The organism is Burkholderia sp. WAC0059 (genome assembly GCF_002870125.1).
Classification (GTDB): domain Bacteria; phylum Pseudomonadota; class Gammaproteobacteria; order Burkholderiales; family Burkholderiaceae; genus Paraburkholderia.
The window spans coordinates 138,349-154,459 of sequence record NZ_PNEO01000004.1; the positions used below are offsets into that span (position 1 = coordinate 138,349).

Consider the following 16,111-nt stretch of genomic DNA (forward strand, 5'->3'; position numbering starts at 1 on the left):
TGGCCCCGGCACGATGCTCAGACGAGACGCCAGCCGATCGGCTCGCCGCCGCGCAGCGGCACGACCGGCGTGTCGCCCGCCGACACCTCGGCCGGCAGCGTCCACGTATCGTGCTGCAGCGTCACGCGCTCGGCGCTGCGCGGCAGGCCGTAGAAATCGGCGCCGAAAAAGCTCGCGAAGCCTTCCAGCCGGTCCAGCGCGCCGGCCTTCTCGAACGCCTCGGCATAGAGCTCGAGCGCGTGCAGCGCCGTGTAGCACCCCGCGCAGCCGCACGCATGCTCCTTGAGTCCCTTCGGATGCGGCGCGCTGTCGGTGCCGAGGAAAAAGCGCGGATCGCCCGATGTCGCCGCCTCGACGAGCGCGACGCGATGCGTCTCGCGCTTGAGCACGGGCAGACAGTAGTAATGAGGCCGCACGCCGCCCTGAAAAATCGCGTTGCGGTTGTAGAGCAGGTGGTGCGCCGTGATCGTCGCGCCGAGCAGCCCCGGCTGCGCGCGGTCGGCCCGGATGTAGTCGACGGCGTCCTTCGTCGTGATGTGCTCGAACACGACCTTCAGCGCGGGAAAGTCGCGGCGCAGCGGCGTCATCACGCGGTCGATGAAGACCTTCTCGCGATCGAACAGGTCGATGTCGGGGTCCGTGACCTCGCCGTGCACGAGCAGCGGCATGCCGGTCTCCTGCATGGCCTCCAGTGCCTTCGCGCACTTGCGCAGGTCGGTCACGCCGGCGTCCGAATTGGTCGTGGCCCCGGCCGGATAGAGCTTCACGCCGTGCACGAAGCCGCTTTCACGCGCGCGGCGAATTTCGTCGGGCGGCGTGTTGTCGGTCAGGTAGAGCGTCATGAGCGGCTCGAAGCGCGCGCCGGCCGGCAGCGCGGCCAGAATCCGTCCGCGATAGGCGGCGGCCATGTCGGTCGTCGTGACGGGCGGCTTCAGGTTCGGCATGATGATCGCGCGGCCGAACTGGCGCGCGGTGTGGGGCAGCACGGCGGCCAGCATCGCGCCGTCGCGCACGTGCAGGTGCCAGTCGTCGGGGCGGGTCAGCGTGAGGGTAGCGGGAGCGGAAGAAGCGTTCATGGCGAAAGTGGCGCGGCGATGGGCGGCCGGACGACGAAAAGCGGACGATCGGGCATGGCAGGCTCTCTATCCCGCGCACCGAAGCGGTGCGCCGACGCTTCCCGAACCGTGGAACCGCGGGGCCGTGGCGCGCACGCCACGGCGAAACCGGCAGAAAGCCTCAACAGCCCGCTAACGCCACGCCTGCAAAGCATCCGACAAATTTCGTTATTGGCCGCTCGGGGCTCGGTGATATGCTTGGAAATCGCCATTGTACCGGGTCATTCCCGCGCTTCGCCCCGCCCTTCGCACCATGTGCCAACTTCTCGGAATGAACTGCGCCGCGCCGACGGACGTCACGTTCTCCTTCACGGGCTTCGCGGCGCGCGGCGGCGTCACCGACCATCACGCAGACGGCTGGGGCATCGCGTTCTTCGAGGACAAGGCCTGCCGCCTGTTCATCGACCACGAGGCGTCGTCGCGCTCGCCGCTCGCCGAGATGCTGAAGCGCTACCCGATCAAGTCGCGCAACACGATCGCCCACATCCGCAAGGCGACGCAGGGCCATATCCTGCTCGAGAACTGCCACCCGTTCCAGCGCGAACTCTGGGGCCGCCACTGGATCTTCGCGCACAACGGCGACCTGCAGGACTTCAACCCCGTGCTCTCGGGCGTCTACCAGAACGTCGGCAACACCGACAGCGAGCTCGCTTTCTGCCTGCTGCTGCAGGGCCTGCGCAAGGCGTTTCCGGGCGCGCAGCCGCCGCTCGCCGAACTGTTCGACACGCTCGCCTCGCTCACGCGCGAGATCACGCAGTTCGGCGTGTTCAATTTCCTGATGTCGAACGGCCAGGCGCTGTTCGCGCACTGCTCGACGCACCTGTACTACCTCGTGCGCCGCTGGCCGTTCTCGACGGCGCATCTGGTCGACGCGGACGTGTCGATCGACTTCGCGAAGTACACGACGCCAGAGGATCGCGTCGCCGTCATCGCGACGCAGCCGCTGACCGACAACGAAGTGTGGACGCGTTTCGCGCCCGGCGATCTGCTGATGTTCCAGCACGGCGAGGTCATCGCACAGGCGAGCGTGCCCGTGCCGGAGCGGGTGCTCGAGAAGCTGCGCGACCCGTCGACGGACGCTTCGGCCTCGGCCGTCCGTCCCGAAACCGCCGAAACCGCCCGAATCGAGGCCGAAGCCCTCGACCTCGAAGCAAGCGACGACCGGGCCGCCGTGCAATCGTAGGCGGGCGCGGGACGGGCCCAAGGCAGAGGCGAGCCGCCCGGACCCGCGTTCCTCAGTGCAGGATCTTCGCGAGAAAGTCCTTCGCGCGGTCCGACTTCGGATGAGCGAAGAAGTCTTCCTTGCGGTCGTCCTCGACGATGAGGCCCTGGTCCATGAAGATCACGCGGTGCGCGACCTTCTTCGCGAAACCCATCTCGTGGGTCACGCACATCATCGTCATGCCTTCCTGCGCGAGTTCGACCATCACGTCGAGCACCTCGTTGATCATCTCCGGGTCGAGCGCCGAGGTCGGCTCGTCGAACAGCATCGCGATCGGGTCCATCGACAATGCGCGCGCGATCGCAACGCGCTGCTGCTGACCGCCCGAAAGCTGGCCCGGAAACTTGTCCGCGTGCGCGCGCAGGCCGACGCGATCGAGCAGCCGCAGCCCCTTGTCGGCGGCTTCCTCCTTCGTGCGGCCGAGCACCTTCGTCTGCGCAAGCGTCAGATTCTCCGTGATCGACAGATGCGGAAACAGCTCGAAATGCTGGAACACCATGCCGACCTTCGAGCGCAGCGTCGAGAGGTTGGTGCGGCGGTCGCCCACCGATTCGCCGTTGACGAGAATCTCGCCCTGCTGGAACGGCTCGAGGCCGTTCACCGTCTTGATGAGCGTGGACTTGCCCGAGCCCGACGGTCCGCAGACCACGACCACCTCGCCCTTCTGCACTTCGGTCGAGCAGTCGGCCAGCACCTGGAACTGGCCGTACCACTTCGAAACGTTCCTGATCGAAATCATCTTGCGACCTTTTTCTGAAGACCTTTCACGAGAGCCGCCGCTGCAACGTGCACCGCGGGCGGCCGGCCCCTGCGAACACTACCATCCCGACGGCTTTCGTGCCGGCAGGACATTCAGTCCATCCAGTCCGACAGCGGGGCGATCACCCGGTCGTTCGGATTGCGGTACAACGCTTTCACATCATCGCTTTCCGGAAAATTCAGGTTCAGCCCGTTGGGCGGAATCGGCGAGAGAAACCACTTCCGGTAGATCCGCTCGGCCTCGCCCGAGGTCTCGACCTTCGCGATCGCGTCGTTGACCACCTGCCGGAATCCGGGGTCGTCCTTGCGCATCATGCAGCCGTAGGCCTCGCGCGAGCGCGGCTTGCCGACGATCACGAAGTCGCCGGGACGGCCCGACCGCGCCCGTTCGCCGGCCAGCAGCGCGTCGTCCATCATGAACGCAACGGCACGGCCTGTCGACAATGCCAAAAACGCGGTGTCGTGATCCTTCGCGCTGATGATGCGCATGTGCATGTCCTGCGTTTCGTTCATCCCGCGCAGCAGCCGCTCCGACGTCGTTCCCGCCGTCGTCACGACGGTCTTGCCGCGCAGGTCGCGCCAGTCGCGGATGCCTGCGCCGCGCCGCGTCATGAGACGCGTGCCGATCACGAAGATCGAGTAGGAAAACGCGACGTCCTCGGCGCGCTCGGCGTCGTGGGTCGTCGAGCCGCATTCGAGATCGACGGTGCCGTTCTGCACGAGCGACATGCGGTTCTCCGGCGTGACCGGCGTGAGCGCCACCTTCAGGTCCGGCGCGTTCAGCCTGCGCTTCACGGCTTCGACGATCTGCGCCGCGAAGTCCTGCGAATAGCCGATCACGCCGCCCTTGCCGTCGTCGTACGAAAACGGAATCGACGCCTCCCGATACCCGAGCGCGATCACGCCCGTCTCGCGAATCCTCGCCAGCGTGTCCGATTCCTGCCCCTGCGCGCCGGCCGCCGCCGCACAGAAAACGGCCCACGCCAGCAGCGCCCGCCCTACCCTCATCGTCCTTCTCCTCGACCGCAACCGCCGCCAAGCTTACTAAAGCCCCGGGCCGGAAAGAATCCGGGCCGGCGAAATGTTGTATCCGCGCCATGCCGCAGCACGCCCGGAGACGGACGCCGCAAAAAAAGACGGCGCCGTGCACCGGCGCCGTCCGCTTCCAGGTTTCCCGGGCTGAAGGGGCCCGGCACGCGTCGTCGGCCGGGGCCCGCCCCGCCCGCTTCGAGGATTTAGGGGTACAGGCCGCGCATTTCGCGCGCCATCAGGATGCGCGTGCAGGCCACGATGAACGCCGCGGTGCGCATCGACACCTTCTGCTCGCTCGCCACCTGCCAGACCGCGGCGAACGCTTCGCGCATCACGCGCTCGAGCCGCTCGTTGATCTCGTTCTCGGTCCAGAAGAAGCTCGAGAAGTCCTGCACCCATTCGAAGTACGACACGGTCACGCCGCCCGCGTTGGCCACGACGTCGGGAATCACGAGCACGCCCTTGTCGTGCAGGATGTCGTCGGCCGCGGTCGTGGTCGGGCCGTTCGCGCCTTCGACGACGATCTTCGTGCGGATCTTCGGGGCGTTCTGCTCGGTGATCTGGTTTTCGAGCGCGGCCGGAATCAGGATGTCGGTCTCGACGGTCCAGAACTCATCGTTCGCAATCGGATCGGCGCCGGCGAAACCGCCCACGCCGCCCGTCTTCGCGACGTGCTCGAGCAGCGCGGCCGCGTCGATGCCGCCCGACCGGTAGAGCGAGCCGCTGTGGTCCTGCACCGCGACGAGCTTCGCGCCCGCCTCGTGGAACAGGCGGGCCGCGATGCCGCCCACGTTGCCGAAGCCCTGCACGGCGACGCGCGCGCCCTCGATGGCGAGGCCCGTGCGGCGCGCCGCTTCGCAACCGACCACGAACACGCCGCGGCCCGTCGCCTCGCGGCGGCCGAGCGAGCCGCCGAGCGTGATCGGCTTGCCCGTCACGACGCCGGTGGCCGTCTGCCCCTGGTTCATCGAGTAGGTGTCCATCATCCACGCCATGATCTGCTCGTTCGTGTTGACGTCCGGCGCGGGAATGTCGGTATTCGGCCCGATGATGACGCCGATCTCGCTCGTGTAGCGGCGCGTCACGCGCTCGAGCTCGCCGCGCGAAAGCGTGCGCGGATCGACGCGGATGCCGCCCTTCGCGCCGCCGTACGGCACGTTCACGGCGGCGTTCTTCACCGACATCCAGGCCGACAGCGCCATCACTTCCGAGAGCGTCACGTCCTGGTGGTAACGCACGCCGCCCTTGCCCGGGCCGCGCGAAACGTTGTGCTGCACGCGGTAGCCCTCGAAATGCGCGACAACGCCGTTGTCGAGCTCGATCGGCACGTCGACGATCAGGATGCGCTTCGGACGCTTGAGCGTTTCGAGCCAGCGCGAAAGCGAGCCGAGGTACGGCGCGACCCGGTCGACCTGGCGAAGATAGTTGCCCCAGGGGCCGAGATCGTCGCTATGCAGATAGGAAGGCAGGGACGACGGCAAGACGGACTGCGTTTGGGAAGACATGGATGCTCCAGCGGTCGGATGAGTGGGTGCAATTGTCGAAAAACGCTCCGGCGAAATCCAATGCCGTTTGTTCATTCCGTTATGTTTTTCGCGCATAACGTCCGCGACGCGAAACCGGACCGCGGACAGGCTCCGGAACGACGGCGCGAGCGAAGCGACGGACCGCGCCTCGCTCAGGTTAGCGCATCGCCCGCCGCGCGCACAGGGGCGTCCCCGCCGCGCGCGAGCTCCGCGCAGACGGCGTCCCAGACCCCGCGCAGCAGCGCCTTGCGCGGCTCGTCGCCCTGCGCGGCCAGCTTGTCCCGATAGAGGCGAATTTCCATGTCGAGCGTGAACTGCCCCGCCGGCGCGCCGCGCGTCGCGCGATCGAGCCGGATCAGGCTGCCGTCGGCCAGCTCGTCCTCCACCGCGCTGTGCGGCAGGAACGCGACGCCGTGCCCGGCGAGCGCCATCGCCTTCAGGCCCTCGGCCATGTCGGTCTCGTAGATCGGATCGAGATGAAGCCGCGCCGGCGCGTTCGCGACGATCACCTCCGTCATGCGGCCCAGATACGCGTTCGGCGCATAGGCGAGGTACGGCGTCGGCGCCTCGGGCGTGCCGGGCAGCGTGTAGCGCGCGCGGCCAGCGCGGGCCGGCGCCGAGCAGGGGCTGATCGACTCGACGCCGAGCGTGAGCGTGTCGTAGCGCGCCGGATCGAGCGTGACGGGATGGCTCGGGTGGTGGTAGCCCATCACGAGATCGCAGCCGCCCTCGACGAGCGAGAGCACGGCGTCGTGCACGTTCAGCGCGCGCAGCCGCGTACGGATCGGGCCGAGCTGCGCCTCGACGCGCTGAAGCCAGTGCGGAAAATACGTGAGCGAGAGCGTGTGGGGCACGGCGAACTCGATCGCCATGGCCGGCGTCGCGCTGCGGCCGCGCAGCAGCGTGCGGGCCTCGTGGACCTGCGAGAGCATCGCGAGCGCCTGCTCGTAGAACACCTGTCCCGACGCGGTAAGGCGCGTCGGATAAACCGAACGGTCGATCAGTTCCGTGCCAAGCCACGCCTCCAGCGCCTGGATACGGCGCGAAAACGCCGGCTGGGTGACGTGCCGCAGCTCGGCGGAACGGCTGAAACTGTGCGTTTCGGCGAGCGACACGAAGTCTTCGAGCCATTTCAGTTCCATCGGATGCGAACCCCCTTCGGTAACAGGACGCTCGCATTCTAGAGCGGCCGAAACCCGCGCAGTGATAAAATCGCGGACTCCCGCCGTTTCCCATTCCGACCGTAACCCCAGCCGTTACGCGCTACGCTCCGATCATGTCCGACACCCGCCCCGATACGCTCTACGCGCTGACCGCGCTCTCTCCGCTCGACGGCCGCTACGCCGCAAAAACCGAGGCGCTGCGCGACTGGCTCTCCGAAGCCGCGTTCATGCGCCACCGCGTGACCGTCGAAATCCACTGGCTGATCGCGCTCTCGCACGCGGGCTTCGCCGAGATTCCGCGCTTCTCCGCGGACTCGGAGCATTTCCTGCTGCAGCTCGCCGAGCGCTTCACCGCGCACGACGCCGCGCGCATCAAGGACATCGAGCGCGTGACGAACCACGACGTGAAGGCCGTCGAATACTGGCTCAAGGAGTCGGTGAAGGGCCAGCCCGAACTGGAGCGCGCGAGCGAATTCATCCACTTCGCCTGCACCTCGGAAGACATCAACAACACCTCGCACGGCCTGATGCTCGCCGGCACGCGCGAACACGTGATCCTGCCGGCGCTGCGCGCCGTGCATCAGCGGCTCGTCGCGCTCGCCCACGCGCAGGCCGACCAGCCGATGCTCTCGCGCACGCACGGCCAGCCCGCGAGCCCGACGACGCTCGGCAAGGAAATCGCCAACGTCGCGGCGCGCCTTGCGCGCGCGATCGCGCGCATCGAGAAGGTCGAGCTGCTCGGCAAGATGAACGGCGCGGTCGGCAACTTCAACGCGCACCTGTCGGCGTATCCCGAGTTCGACTGGGAGGCGTTCTCGAAGAACGTCGTCGAAACGCGCCTGAAGCTGACGTTCAACCCGTACACGATCCAGATCGAGCCGCACGACTACATGGCCGAGCTGTTCGACGCCGTCGCGCGCGCCAACACGATCCTGCTCGATCTCGACCGCGACGTGTGGGGCTACATCTCGATCGGTTATTTCAAACAGCGGACGAAGGCCGGCGAGATCGGCTCGTCGACGATGCCGCACAAGGTCAATCCGATCGACTTCGAGAACTCGGAAGGCAACCTCGGCCTCGCGAACGCGACGCTGCGCCATCTGGCCGACAAGCTGCCGGTGTCGCGCTGGCAGCGCGACCTGACCGACTCGACCGTGCTGCGCAATATCGGCGTCGCGTTCGGCTACTCGCTGCTCGCCTACGACGCGCTGATCCGCGGCCTCGACAAGCTCGAAGTGAACCCCCAGCGTCTGAACGAGGACCTCGACAACACGTGGGAAGTGCTCGCCGAACCCGTGCAGACGGTGATGCGCCGCTACGGCATCGAGAATCCGTACGAGCAGTTGAAGGAGCTCACGCGCGGCAAGGGCATCACGCGCGAGGCGCTGCAGTCGTTCATCGGCGGTCTCGCCATTCCGGCCGACGCGAAGGCGCGCCTGCTCGCGATGACGCCGGCTTCGTACATCGGCAAGGCGGCGGAGCTGGCGAAGCGGATCGCGTAAATCGCGCAGCCATTTTCCGTCCGTTCCAATTGAAAAAAGCGCTCCCGAAGGAGCGCTTTTTTCGTTCGTTCGCGTTCGTTATGTGCGGGTCTTCAGCCGCTCCATCACCTCGTCGACGATCCGCTCGGGCGTCGCCTCGATGCTCACCGCGATCGCCTCGTCCAGCCCCGGCTCCTCGAGCGTGTCGAGCTGGCTGTGCAGCAGCGACGGATCGAAGAAATGCCCGGTGCGCGCCGAGAGCCGCTCGCGCAGCACCTCGAACGTCCCCTTCAGATAGACGAACAGCACGTCGCGATCGGTCCCGCGCAGGATGTCGCGATACGCGCGCCTGAGCGACGAGCAGGTGAACACGGCGGTCTCTCCCGCCCGCTCCTTCTCCTCGATCGCCGCGCGAATGGTCCGCAGCCACGGCCAGCGGTCCTCGTCGGTGAGCGCGATGCCGCGGTGCATCTTCTCGCGGTTGGCGTCGCTGTGGAACGCGTCGCCATCGGTGAAGCTGCAGTGCAGACGCTGCGCCAGCAGTTCGCCCACGCGCGTCTTGCCCGCGCCGGACACGCCCATTGCAATCAGAATCATCCGCTGCTCCTTGCGTCGCTGATAAGGCCGCCCCGGCGACGCACGGGCGCAGCCCGTCCGGCCGGAAACGGCGGGACGCAACGTGTCAGTGCACGGGCCGTGCCAGCTCGCGCGCCGCGTGCGCGAGCCGCGTCACCTCGGCCCAGTTCTGCGCGGCGAGCGCCGCCTTCGGCGTGAGCCAGGAGCCGCCCACGCAGACCACGTTCGGCAGCGCAAGAAAGTTCGGCGCGGATTCGGCCGTGATGCCGCCCGTCGGGCAGAACTTGAGCGCCGGGAACGGGCCCTGGAACGCCTGCAGCATCGGCACGCCGCCGGCCTGCTGCGCCGGGAAGAACTTGACGATCTCGTAGCCGAGTTCGAGCGCGACGATGATGTCGGTCGGCGTCATGACGCCGGGCAGCAGCGGCAGGCCGGCATCCTGGGCGGCCGCGTGGATGTCCTTCGTGAGGCCGGGCGAGACGCCGAAGCGCGCGCCGGCCTTCTTCGCGAGCGCGCATTGCCCGGGCTTCGTGATCGTGCCCACGCCGACGACGATGTCGGGCGAGAGCTGCGCCGCGCGTTCGATCGCCGCGAATCCGGCGCCGGTGCGCAGCGTGATTTCGAGCACCTTCACGCCGCCGTCGAGCAGCGCGCGCGAGACGTGTTCGCCCTGCTCGACGGATTCGAAAGCGAGCACCGGGATGACCGGGCCGAGGCGGACGATGTCGGCGACCGTGGTTGCTGTCATGGTTCAGACTCCTTGAAGATGCGTTTCGCGGCCGGCATGGGAAACGCCGGCCTCGCCGGCGAGCGGCCCGAACACCGACGCGCCGAGCTCCGCCGGCGCGGCCGCCGCGCGGAAGACGCCGAACAGTTCGCGGCCGAAGCCGACCTCGTTGCCCGGCTGATGCGCGGGCTGCGCGACGGGACGTGCAGCCCACTCGGCCTCGTCCGCTTCGACGTCGAGCACGCCGGCCTGCGCGTCGATGACGATCATGTCGCCATCGCGCACCTTGCCGATCGGCCCGTGCAGCAGCGCTTCGGGCGACACGTGGATCACCGCGGGCACCTTGCCCGAGGCGCCCGACATACGGCCGTCGGTCACGAGCGCGACGTGGAACCCCTGGTCCTGCAGCACGCCGAGCAGCGGCGTCAGGCGGTGCAGCTCCGGCATGCCGTTCGCGCGCGCGCCCTGGAAGCGCACCACGGCCACGAAATCGCGCCTGAGCTCGCCCGCGTCGAAGGCGGCCTGCACCGCCTCCTGCGAATCGAACACGATCGCGGGCGCCCTCACCGTGCGCCGCTCGGGCGCGACCGCCGACACCTTGATCACGCCGCGTCCGAGCTTGCCCTGCATGAGGCGCAGGCCGCCATCGGGCTGGAACGGCTCATCGATGCCGCGCAGCACCGCCGTGTCCAGACTTTGCGCGGCGCCCGCTTCCCAGACGAGCCGACCGTCGATGAGCTTCGGCTCCCGCGTGTAGTGCGCGAGGCCGTCGCCGGCGACGGTCCTGACATCCTCGTGCAGCAGGCCGCCGTCGAGCAGGCTGCGCACGAGGAACGCGATGCCGCCCGCCGCGTGGAAATGGTTCACGTCGGCCTTGCCGTTCGGGTAGACGCGCGCGAGCAGTGGCACGACCTGCGAGAGCGTGTCGAAGTCGTCCCAGTCGATCACGATGCCGGCCGCGCGCGCGATGGCGACGAGGTGCAGCGTGTGATTGGTCGAGCCGCCCGTCGCGAGCAGCGCAACGATGCCGTTGACGATCGCCTTCTCGTCGATCACGCGGCCGATCGGCGTGTACTGGCCGCGCTCGTGGGTGAGCGCGAGCACGCGGCGCGCGGCCTCGGCCGTCAGCGCGTCGCGCAGCGGCGTGTGGGGATGGACGAACGCGGCGCCGGGCAGATGCAGCCCCATCACCTCCATCAGCATCTGGTTGCTATTGGCCGTGCCGTAGAACGTGCAGGTGCCGTGGCCGTGGTAGGCCGCCGCCTCGGCCTCGAGCAGCGCATCGCGGCCCAGTTGGCCCGTCGCGAACTGCTGGCGGACCTTCGCCTTCTCGTCGTTGGAGAGGCCGCTCGTCATCGGGCCGGCCGGCACGAAAATCGTCGGCAGATGCCCGAACTGCAGCGCGCCGATCAGAAGGCCCGGCACGATCTTGTCGCAAATGCCGAGGCACAGCGCCGCGTCGAACATGTTGTGCGTGAGCGCGACGGCCGTGCTCATCGCGATCACTTCTCGCGAGAAGAGCGACAGCTCCATGCCCGCGTTGCCCTGGGTGATGCCGTCGCACATGGCCGGCACGCCGCCCGCGAACTGCGCGACGCCGCCGCTCTCGCGCGCGGCGGCCTTGATGAGGTCGGGGAACGTGCGGTACGGCGCGTGCGCCGAGAGCATCTCGTTGTAGGCCGAGACGATTCCGATGTTGGGCTCGCGGATCGTCTTGATCGCCCGCTTGTCGGGGCCTTCGAGGCCGGCGAAGCCGTGGGCGAGATTGGCGCACGAGAGCGTCCCGCGCGCGGGGAACTGCCCCTCGGCCGCCGCGATGCGCGCCAGATAGGCCTCGCGCGTCGGCCTGCTGCGCGCGATCACGCGCGCCGTCACGTTCAGCAGTTGCGAATGCGGGGAAACCATCGAATCTCCTTCATGTATCCCGACTGCGCAGGCCTCGTGCCGCGCCCGCCGGACGGTCCTGAACAGGCTCGACGATGTTAGTAGAAAAACTACATATCCACAATCCGGGCAAATCCCAGGTTCCGCCCATCGTCCCGCTCACTTCGCCCGCAACAGCCTAAAATATCGACTCAATGTGTTTTTAGATGCCGGCCGATCCGGCCCATCGCCAGGAACGGCGAAAACAAACGATTTGTAGTTTTTGTACAATTCTTTCGATCCGCTATAGTCCCCCGATCATTCAGCATAGTGCGAGTTTCCCGATGCTGCTTTCCCAGGTGCAGGCCATGCGCGAGCAGTTGCGCCCGTCCGAGCGCAAGCTCGCCGACTACGTCGTCGAAGCGCCGCGCGAGGTGCTCGACCTCTCGATGACCGAGGTCGCCCGGCGCGCGGACGTCAGCCAGCCGACCATCGCGCGCTTCTGCCACGCGCTCGGCTTTTCCGGGTTCCGCGAGTTCAAGATCCGGCTGGCACAGGCCGTCGCCGGCGACCTGCCGGCCGTCTATCGCGACGTGCGGCCCGACGAGCCCGTGGCGGGCGTCGCGGCGAAGGTGCTCGAGCGGACCATCGGCGCGCTGCTCCAGGTGCGCAACAACCTCTCGACGGACGCGGTGGCCGCCGCCATCGACCTGCTCGCGCGGGCCTCGCGCATCGAGTTCTACGGCGCGGGCGGTTCCGGCATCGCCGCCCAGGACATCCAGCACAAGTTCTTCCGGCTCGGCATGCCGAGCGTCGCCTATTCGGACCCGCACACGTTCCTGATGTCGGCGGCGCTGCTCGGCCCGGGCGACGTCGTCGTCGCGATCTCGAACACCGGGCGCACGCTCGACATCGTCGACGCCGCGCGCGCGGCGCTCGCGGGCGGCGCGCGCGTGATCGCCATCACGCACGGCACCTCGCCGCTCGCCCAGCTCGCGACCGTGGGCCTGCACGCGAACGTCGACGAGGAAACCGACGTGTTCTCTCCGATGACCTCGCGCACCTCGCACCTCGCCATCGGCGACATCCTGGCCGTGGGCGTCGCGCTGCATCGCGGCCCCGAGCTGGCCGAGAAGCTGGCCGGCGCGAAGGACCTGCTCTCGCACCGGCGCATCGAGCCGCAGGGCTGAGGGCGGGGCGAGGAAAAAGGCGTAGCGCCTGTTCTGCGACGTTCTGCAGCGCGCCAACGGTAGAGTCACCCGTCGAGAAATGGTGGAGCACGATGCTTCGTTGACGAAACTCGACGGAATGAGAAGGCATCGCCGACGTGGCGAACGCCCCGCCATGCACGCCCGGCAACGCGTGAAATAAAAAAGGCGCCCTCACGGAGGGCGCCTGCGCGACGACGGGCTTTAAGGCCGAAGCCGGTCAGAACGGCTTGACGACCACCAGCGCCACGGCGGCCAGCATCCCCAGCACCGGCAGCTCGTTGAACACCCGATACCACCGGTCGGAATGACGATTCTCGCCGCGCTCGAACGCCGCGAGCAGCCGGCCGCAATAGGCGTGATAGACGATGAGCAGCACCACGACGCCGACCTTTGCGTGAATCCAGCCCTGGCCGCGCCCGATGCCGACCACGAGCCAGAGCCAGAGGCCGCAGAGCAGCGCGGGCACGGCGATCAGCGTCATGAACCGGTAGAGCTTGCGCGCCATGACGAGCAGCCGCTGCACGACGGCGGGCTCGGTCTCCATCGCGAGGTTGACGAAGATGCGCGGCAGGTAGAAGAGGCCGGCGAACCAGGAAGCGACCAGAACGATATGAAACGTCTTGACCCAGAGCATCGGTAATCCCAGGTGGCGGGTTGGGGGGAAAAATCGGGGGAGGAGAAGCCGGGAGACGGGAGACGGGCGATGCGGGCACGGCATGTACGACCGGCCCGTTGCGCGCCTGCGGCGGACGCCGACGGCGCCGGCGGCGTCGACAGAGAAGCCGCCGCCGCGCCGCCTCGCCTACTGCCGCCCTTCGCCGTGCCCCAGCACGACGTACTTCAGCGAGGTCAGCCCTTCGAGCCCGACCGGGCCGCGCGCGTGCAGCTTGTCGTTGGAAATGCCGATCTCGGCCCCGAGCCCGAATTCGAAGCCGTCGGCGAAGCGCGTCGAGGCGTTGACCATCACGCTCGCCGAATCCACTTCGCGCAAAAACCGCATGGCGCGGTCGTGGTCCTCGGTGACGATCGCGTCGGTATGCGCGGAACCGTAGGTATTGATGTGCTCGATCGCCGCGTCGAGGCCGTCGACCACCCGGATCGCGAGCACCGGCGCGAGATATTCTGTGCGCCAGTCTTCTTCGGTCGCGTCGACGAGCGGGCCGACGCCGGCCGCCGAAAGAACCGCGCGCGCGGCCGGATCGACGCGCAGCTCGACGCCCTTCTCGCGATAGCGCCGCCCGAGCGGCGGCAGCGCGGTCGGCGCGATGCCGCGCGCGACGAGCAGCGTCTCCATCGTGTTGCAGGTGCCGTAGCGGTGCGTCTTCGCGTTGTCGCAGACGTTGAGCGCCTTCGTCATGTCCGCGCCGTCGTCGACGTAGACGTGACAGATGCCGTCGAGGTGCTTGATCATCGGCACGCGCGCCTCGGCCATGAGCCGCGCGATCAGGCTCTTGCCGCCGCGCGGCACGATCACGTCGACGTATTCGGTCATCGTCACGAGCTTGCCGACCGCCGCGCGGTCCGGCGTGCCGACGACCTGCACCGCGTCCTGCGGCAGGCCCGCCGCCGCGAGCCCTTCGCCGATCAGCCCGGCGAGCGCCGTGTTGCATTCGAGCGCCTCGGAGCCGCCGCGCAGGATCGTCGCGTTGCCCGACTTCAGGCACAGCGCGGCGGCGTCGATCGTCACGTTCGGCCTCGACTCGTAGATGATGCCGACCACGCCGAGCGGCACGCGCATCTGGCCGACCTGGATGCCACTCGGCCGGTACTTGAGATTGCCGATCTCGCCGATCGGGTCGGGCAGCGCCGCGACCTGCCTCAAGCCCTCGACCATCGTATCGATCGCCTTGTCGGAAAGCGTCAGGCGGTCGATGAAAGCCGCGTCGAGCCCCTTCTCCCGCGCACGGGAAAGGTCGCGGGCGTTCGCTTCCCGGAGTCGCGCGGCCTCGCGCCCGATCGACTGCGCGATCGAGTCGAGCGCGGCGTTCTTCGCCGCCGTCGAGGCCCGCGCCATCGCGCGCGACGCCTCGCGGGCGCGGCGACCGAGATCGGTCATGTACTGGTCGATATCCATAAGTCTGTCGTGAAGCAGCGCGCCCGATAAGGGCGGCGTCGATCGAAGGAAGATGGCCCGATTGTAAGTCCTCGTGCCCGGCTTTGCCCGCGCCGGGCGGACTGGGCGGACGCTGGGTAGGCCAGGTGGGCCGCGCTGCATCTCGGCCTGGCTACGCCGCCCGCGGTTGCGGCCGTCGTTGCGGCTGCGGCGTTTGCGGCGGCGCTCGCCGGCGGACGACGGGCGTCAGGATGAGCGGCGCCCCGGCGCGGCGGTCGCGGTTCGAGGCGGCGGCCGGACCGACGCGCGGCCGGCCGGCGGCGGCGCCTCGCGCGGCGCCGCGACGGCCATCGCCAGTTCGAAGAGCCCGTCCCAGGCGTCGGGCGGCAGGGCATGGCGCCACTCGCCTCGCGCGCCGGCCCAGAGCCCCTTCACCTGCCGGTCGAGCTTCGCGGCCAGCGCAAGCCCTCGTTCGAGCCCCGCCTCGGTCAGCCGCCCGAGCGCCGGCCCGACCAACCGTTCGCGCGGCCCCCAGACGCGGTTCTCGCGCAGGAGCGTCGCGAGCGGCTTGCCGGCCGCGACGCCGCGCTTGATGCGCAGCAGCGTGCGGACTTCCTCGACGAGCGCCCAGAGCACGAGCACCGTCGCCTCGCCCTCGCCGCGCAGACCGTCGAGCATGCGCGCGAGCCGCCCGACGTCGCCCGCGAGCATCGCCTCGTTCAGCTTGAACACGTCGTAGCGCGCCACGTTGAGCACGGCGTCGTGCACCTGCTCGAAGCTGAGCGCGCCCTCCGGATAGAGCAGGCCGAGCTTCTGGATTTCCTGATGGGCGGCGAGCAGATTGCCTTCCACGCGCTCCGCGACGAACTGCAACGCGCGCCGCCCGTCTTCGCCGGCCGCGACGCGCTGCCCCTGCTGGGCGAGCCGCTGGCCGATCCAGTTCGGCAGTTGCGCGCGCTCGACAGGATCGATGCGCAGCGCCGCGCCGGCTTCGGCGAGCGCCGTGAACCAGGCGGACTTCTGCGTCGCCGCGTCGAGCCTCGGCAGCGTGATCAGCACGAGCACGTCGGGATTGTCCGAGGCGGCGAGCGACTTCAGCGCATCCGCGCCCTCCTTGCCGGGCTTGCCCGACGGAATCCGCAGCTCGACAAGTTGGCGGTCGCCGAACAGCGACATCGACTGGCTCGCGCCGAGCAGCGAACTCCAGTCGAAACCGCGCTCGACGGTAAACGTCGAGCGCTCCGTGAAGCCGGTCGCGCGCGCGGCGGCCCGAATGCGGTCGCAGGCCTCCTGGACGAGCAGATGCTCGTCGCCGTAGACGACGTAGAGGCCGGACAGGCCCTTCGCGAGATGCGGTTCGAGCGCGTCGAGTCGCAGTTGCAT

Annotated in this window: 14 protein-coding genes; 3 read left to right on the forward strand and 11 right to left on the reverse strand. The window is 68.5% G+C overall.

Annotated features, from left to right (window positions below; translation table 11 throughout):
- Positions 1-17: 17 nt before the first annotated feature.
- On the reverse strand, positions 18-1,076 hold the full coding sequence (gene pyrC, locus CY652_RS05810; RefSeq protein WP_102129752.1) for a dihydroorotase: 1,059 nt from the start codon (positions 1,074-1,076) through the stop codon (positions 18-20).
- A gap of 292 nt (positions 1,077-1,368) precedes the next feature.
- Here pyrC and CY652_RS05815 point away from each other — a divergent pair, with 292 nt between their 5' ends.
- Positions 1,369-2,298 carry a class II glutamine amidotransferase gene (locus CY652_RS05815; RefSeq protein ID WP_102129753.1) on the forward strand — a complete coding sequence of 310 codons (930 nt, stop codon included), beginning with the start codon at positions 1,369-1,371 and terminating at the stop codon, positions 2,296-2,298.
- Between the two features lie 52 nt (positions 2,299-2,350).
- On the opposite strand, the gene CY652_RS05820 is transcribed toward CY652_RS05815, so the two are convergent.
- The 4 genes from CY652_RS05820 to CY652_RS05835 all read right to left on the reverse strand — a co-directional run bounded on the left by CY652_RS05820 (position 2,351) and on the right by CY652_RS05835 (position 6,796).
- A complete protein-coding gene (locus tag CY652_RS05820) occupies positions 2,351-3,076 on the reverse strand; it encodes an amino acid ABC transporter ATP-binding protein (protein ID WP_102129754.1) in 726 nt (241 codons plus the stop codon).
- A 113-nt stretch (positions 3,077-3,189) separates the two neighbouring features.
- Positions 3,190-4,104, reverse strand: coding sequence for a glutamate/aspartate ABC transporter substrate-binding protein (locus tag CY652_RS05825; RefSeq protein WP_102129755.1), 915 nt, complete (start codon positions 4,102-4,104; stop codon positions 3,190-3,192).
- A 227-nt stretch (positions 4,105-4,331) separates the two neighbouring features.
- Entirely contained in the window at positions 4,332-5,633 is a 1,302-nt protein-coding gene (locus tag CY652_RS05830; RefSeq protein WP_102129756.1) for a Glu/Leu/Phe/Val family dehydrogenase, read from the reverse strand.
- Between the two features lie 173 nt (positions 5,634-5,806).
- On the reverse strand, positions 5,807-6,796 hold the full coding sequence (locus CY652_RS05835; protein WP_102129757.1) for a LysR family transcriptional regulator: 990 nt from the start codon (positions 6,794-6,796) through the stop codon (positions 5,807-5,809).
- A 134-nt stretch (positions 6,797-6,930) separates the two neighbouring features.
- Between CY652_RS05835 and purB the strand changes: the two genes are divergently transcribed.
- Positions 6,931-8,319, forward strand: coding sequence for an adenylosuccinate lyase (gene purB / locus CY652_RS05840; RefSeq protein ID WP_102129758.1), 1,389 nt, complete (start codon positions 6,931-6,933; stop codon positions 8,317-8,319).
- Positions 8,320-8,397: 78 nt separating this feature from the next.
- Here the strand turns inward: purB and CY652_RS05845 are convergent, their stop codons facing one another.
- The 3 genes from CY652_RS05845 to edd form a co-directional block, all read right to left on the reverse strand.
- Positions 8,398-8,895 (reverse strand): gluconokinase, encoded by a 498-nt coding sequence (locus tag CY652_RS05845; protein WP_102129759.1) that lies wholly within the window; start codon positions 8,893-8,895, stop codon positions 8,398-8,400.
- An 85-nt stretch (positions 8,896-8,980) separates the two neighbouring features.
- Positions 8,981-9,622 carry a bifunctional 4-hydroxy-2-oxoglutarate aldolase/2-dehydro-3-deoxy-phosphogluconate aldolase gene (gene eda, locus CY652_RS05850; protein ID WP_102129760.1) on the reverse strand — a complete coding sequence of 214 codons (642 nt, stop codon included), beginning with the start codon at positions 9,620-9,622 and terminating at the stop codon, positions 8,981-8,983.
- Positions 9,623-9,625: 3 nt separating this feature from the next.
- Complete coding sequence (edd, locus tag CY652_RS05855) at positions 9,626-11,506, reverse strand: phosphogluconate dehydratase (RefSeq protein ID WP_102129761.1); 1,881 nt, start codon at positions 11,504-11,506, stop codon at positions 9,626-9,628.
- Between the two features lie 302 nt (positions 11,507-11,808).
- Between edd and CY652_RS05860 the strand changes: the two genes are divergently transcribed.
- On the forward strand, positions 11,809-12,654 hold the full coding sequence (locus tag CY652_RS05860; RefSeq protein ID WP_102129762.1) for a MurR/RpiR family transcriptional regulator: 846 nt from the start codon (positions 11,809-11,811) through the stop codon (positions 12,652-12,654).
- Between the two features lie 238 nt (positions 12,655-12,892).
- On the opposite strand, the gene CY652_RS05865 is transcribed toward CY652_RS05860, so the two are convergent.
- The 3 genes from CY652_RS05865 to holA form a co-directional block, all read right to left on the reverse strand.
- Entirely contained in the window at positions 12,893-13,309 is a 417-nt protein-coding gene (locus tag CY652_RS05865; RefSeq protein ID WP_102129763.1) for a CopD family protein, read from the reverse strand.
- A gap of 168 nt (positions 13,310-13,477) precedes the next feature.
- Positions 13,478-14,749 carry a glutamate-5-semialdehyde dehydrogenase gene (locus tag CY652_RS05870; RefSeq protein WP_102129764.1) on the reverse strand — a complete coding sequence of 424 codons (1,272 nt, stop codon included), beginning with the start codon at positions 14,747-14,749 and terminating at the stop codon, positions 13,478-13,480.
- 225 nt (positions 14,750-14,974) lie between these two features.
- Positions 14,975-16,111 (reverse strand): DNA polymerase III subunit delta, encoded by a 1,137-nt coding sequence (gene holA, locus CY652_RS05875; protein ID WP_102129918.1) that lies wholly within the window; start codon positions 16,109-16,111, stop codon positions 14,975-14,977.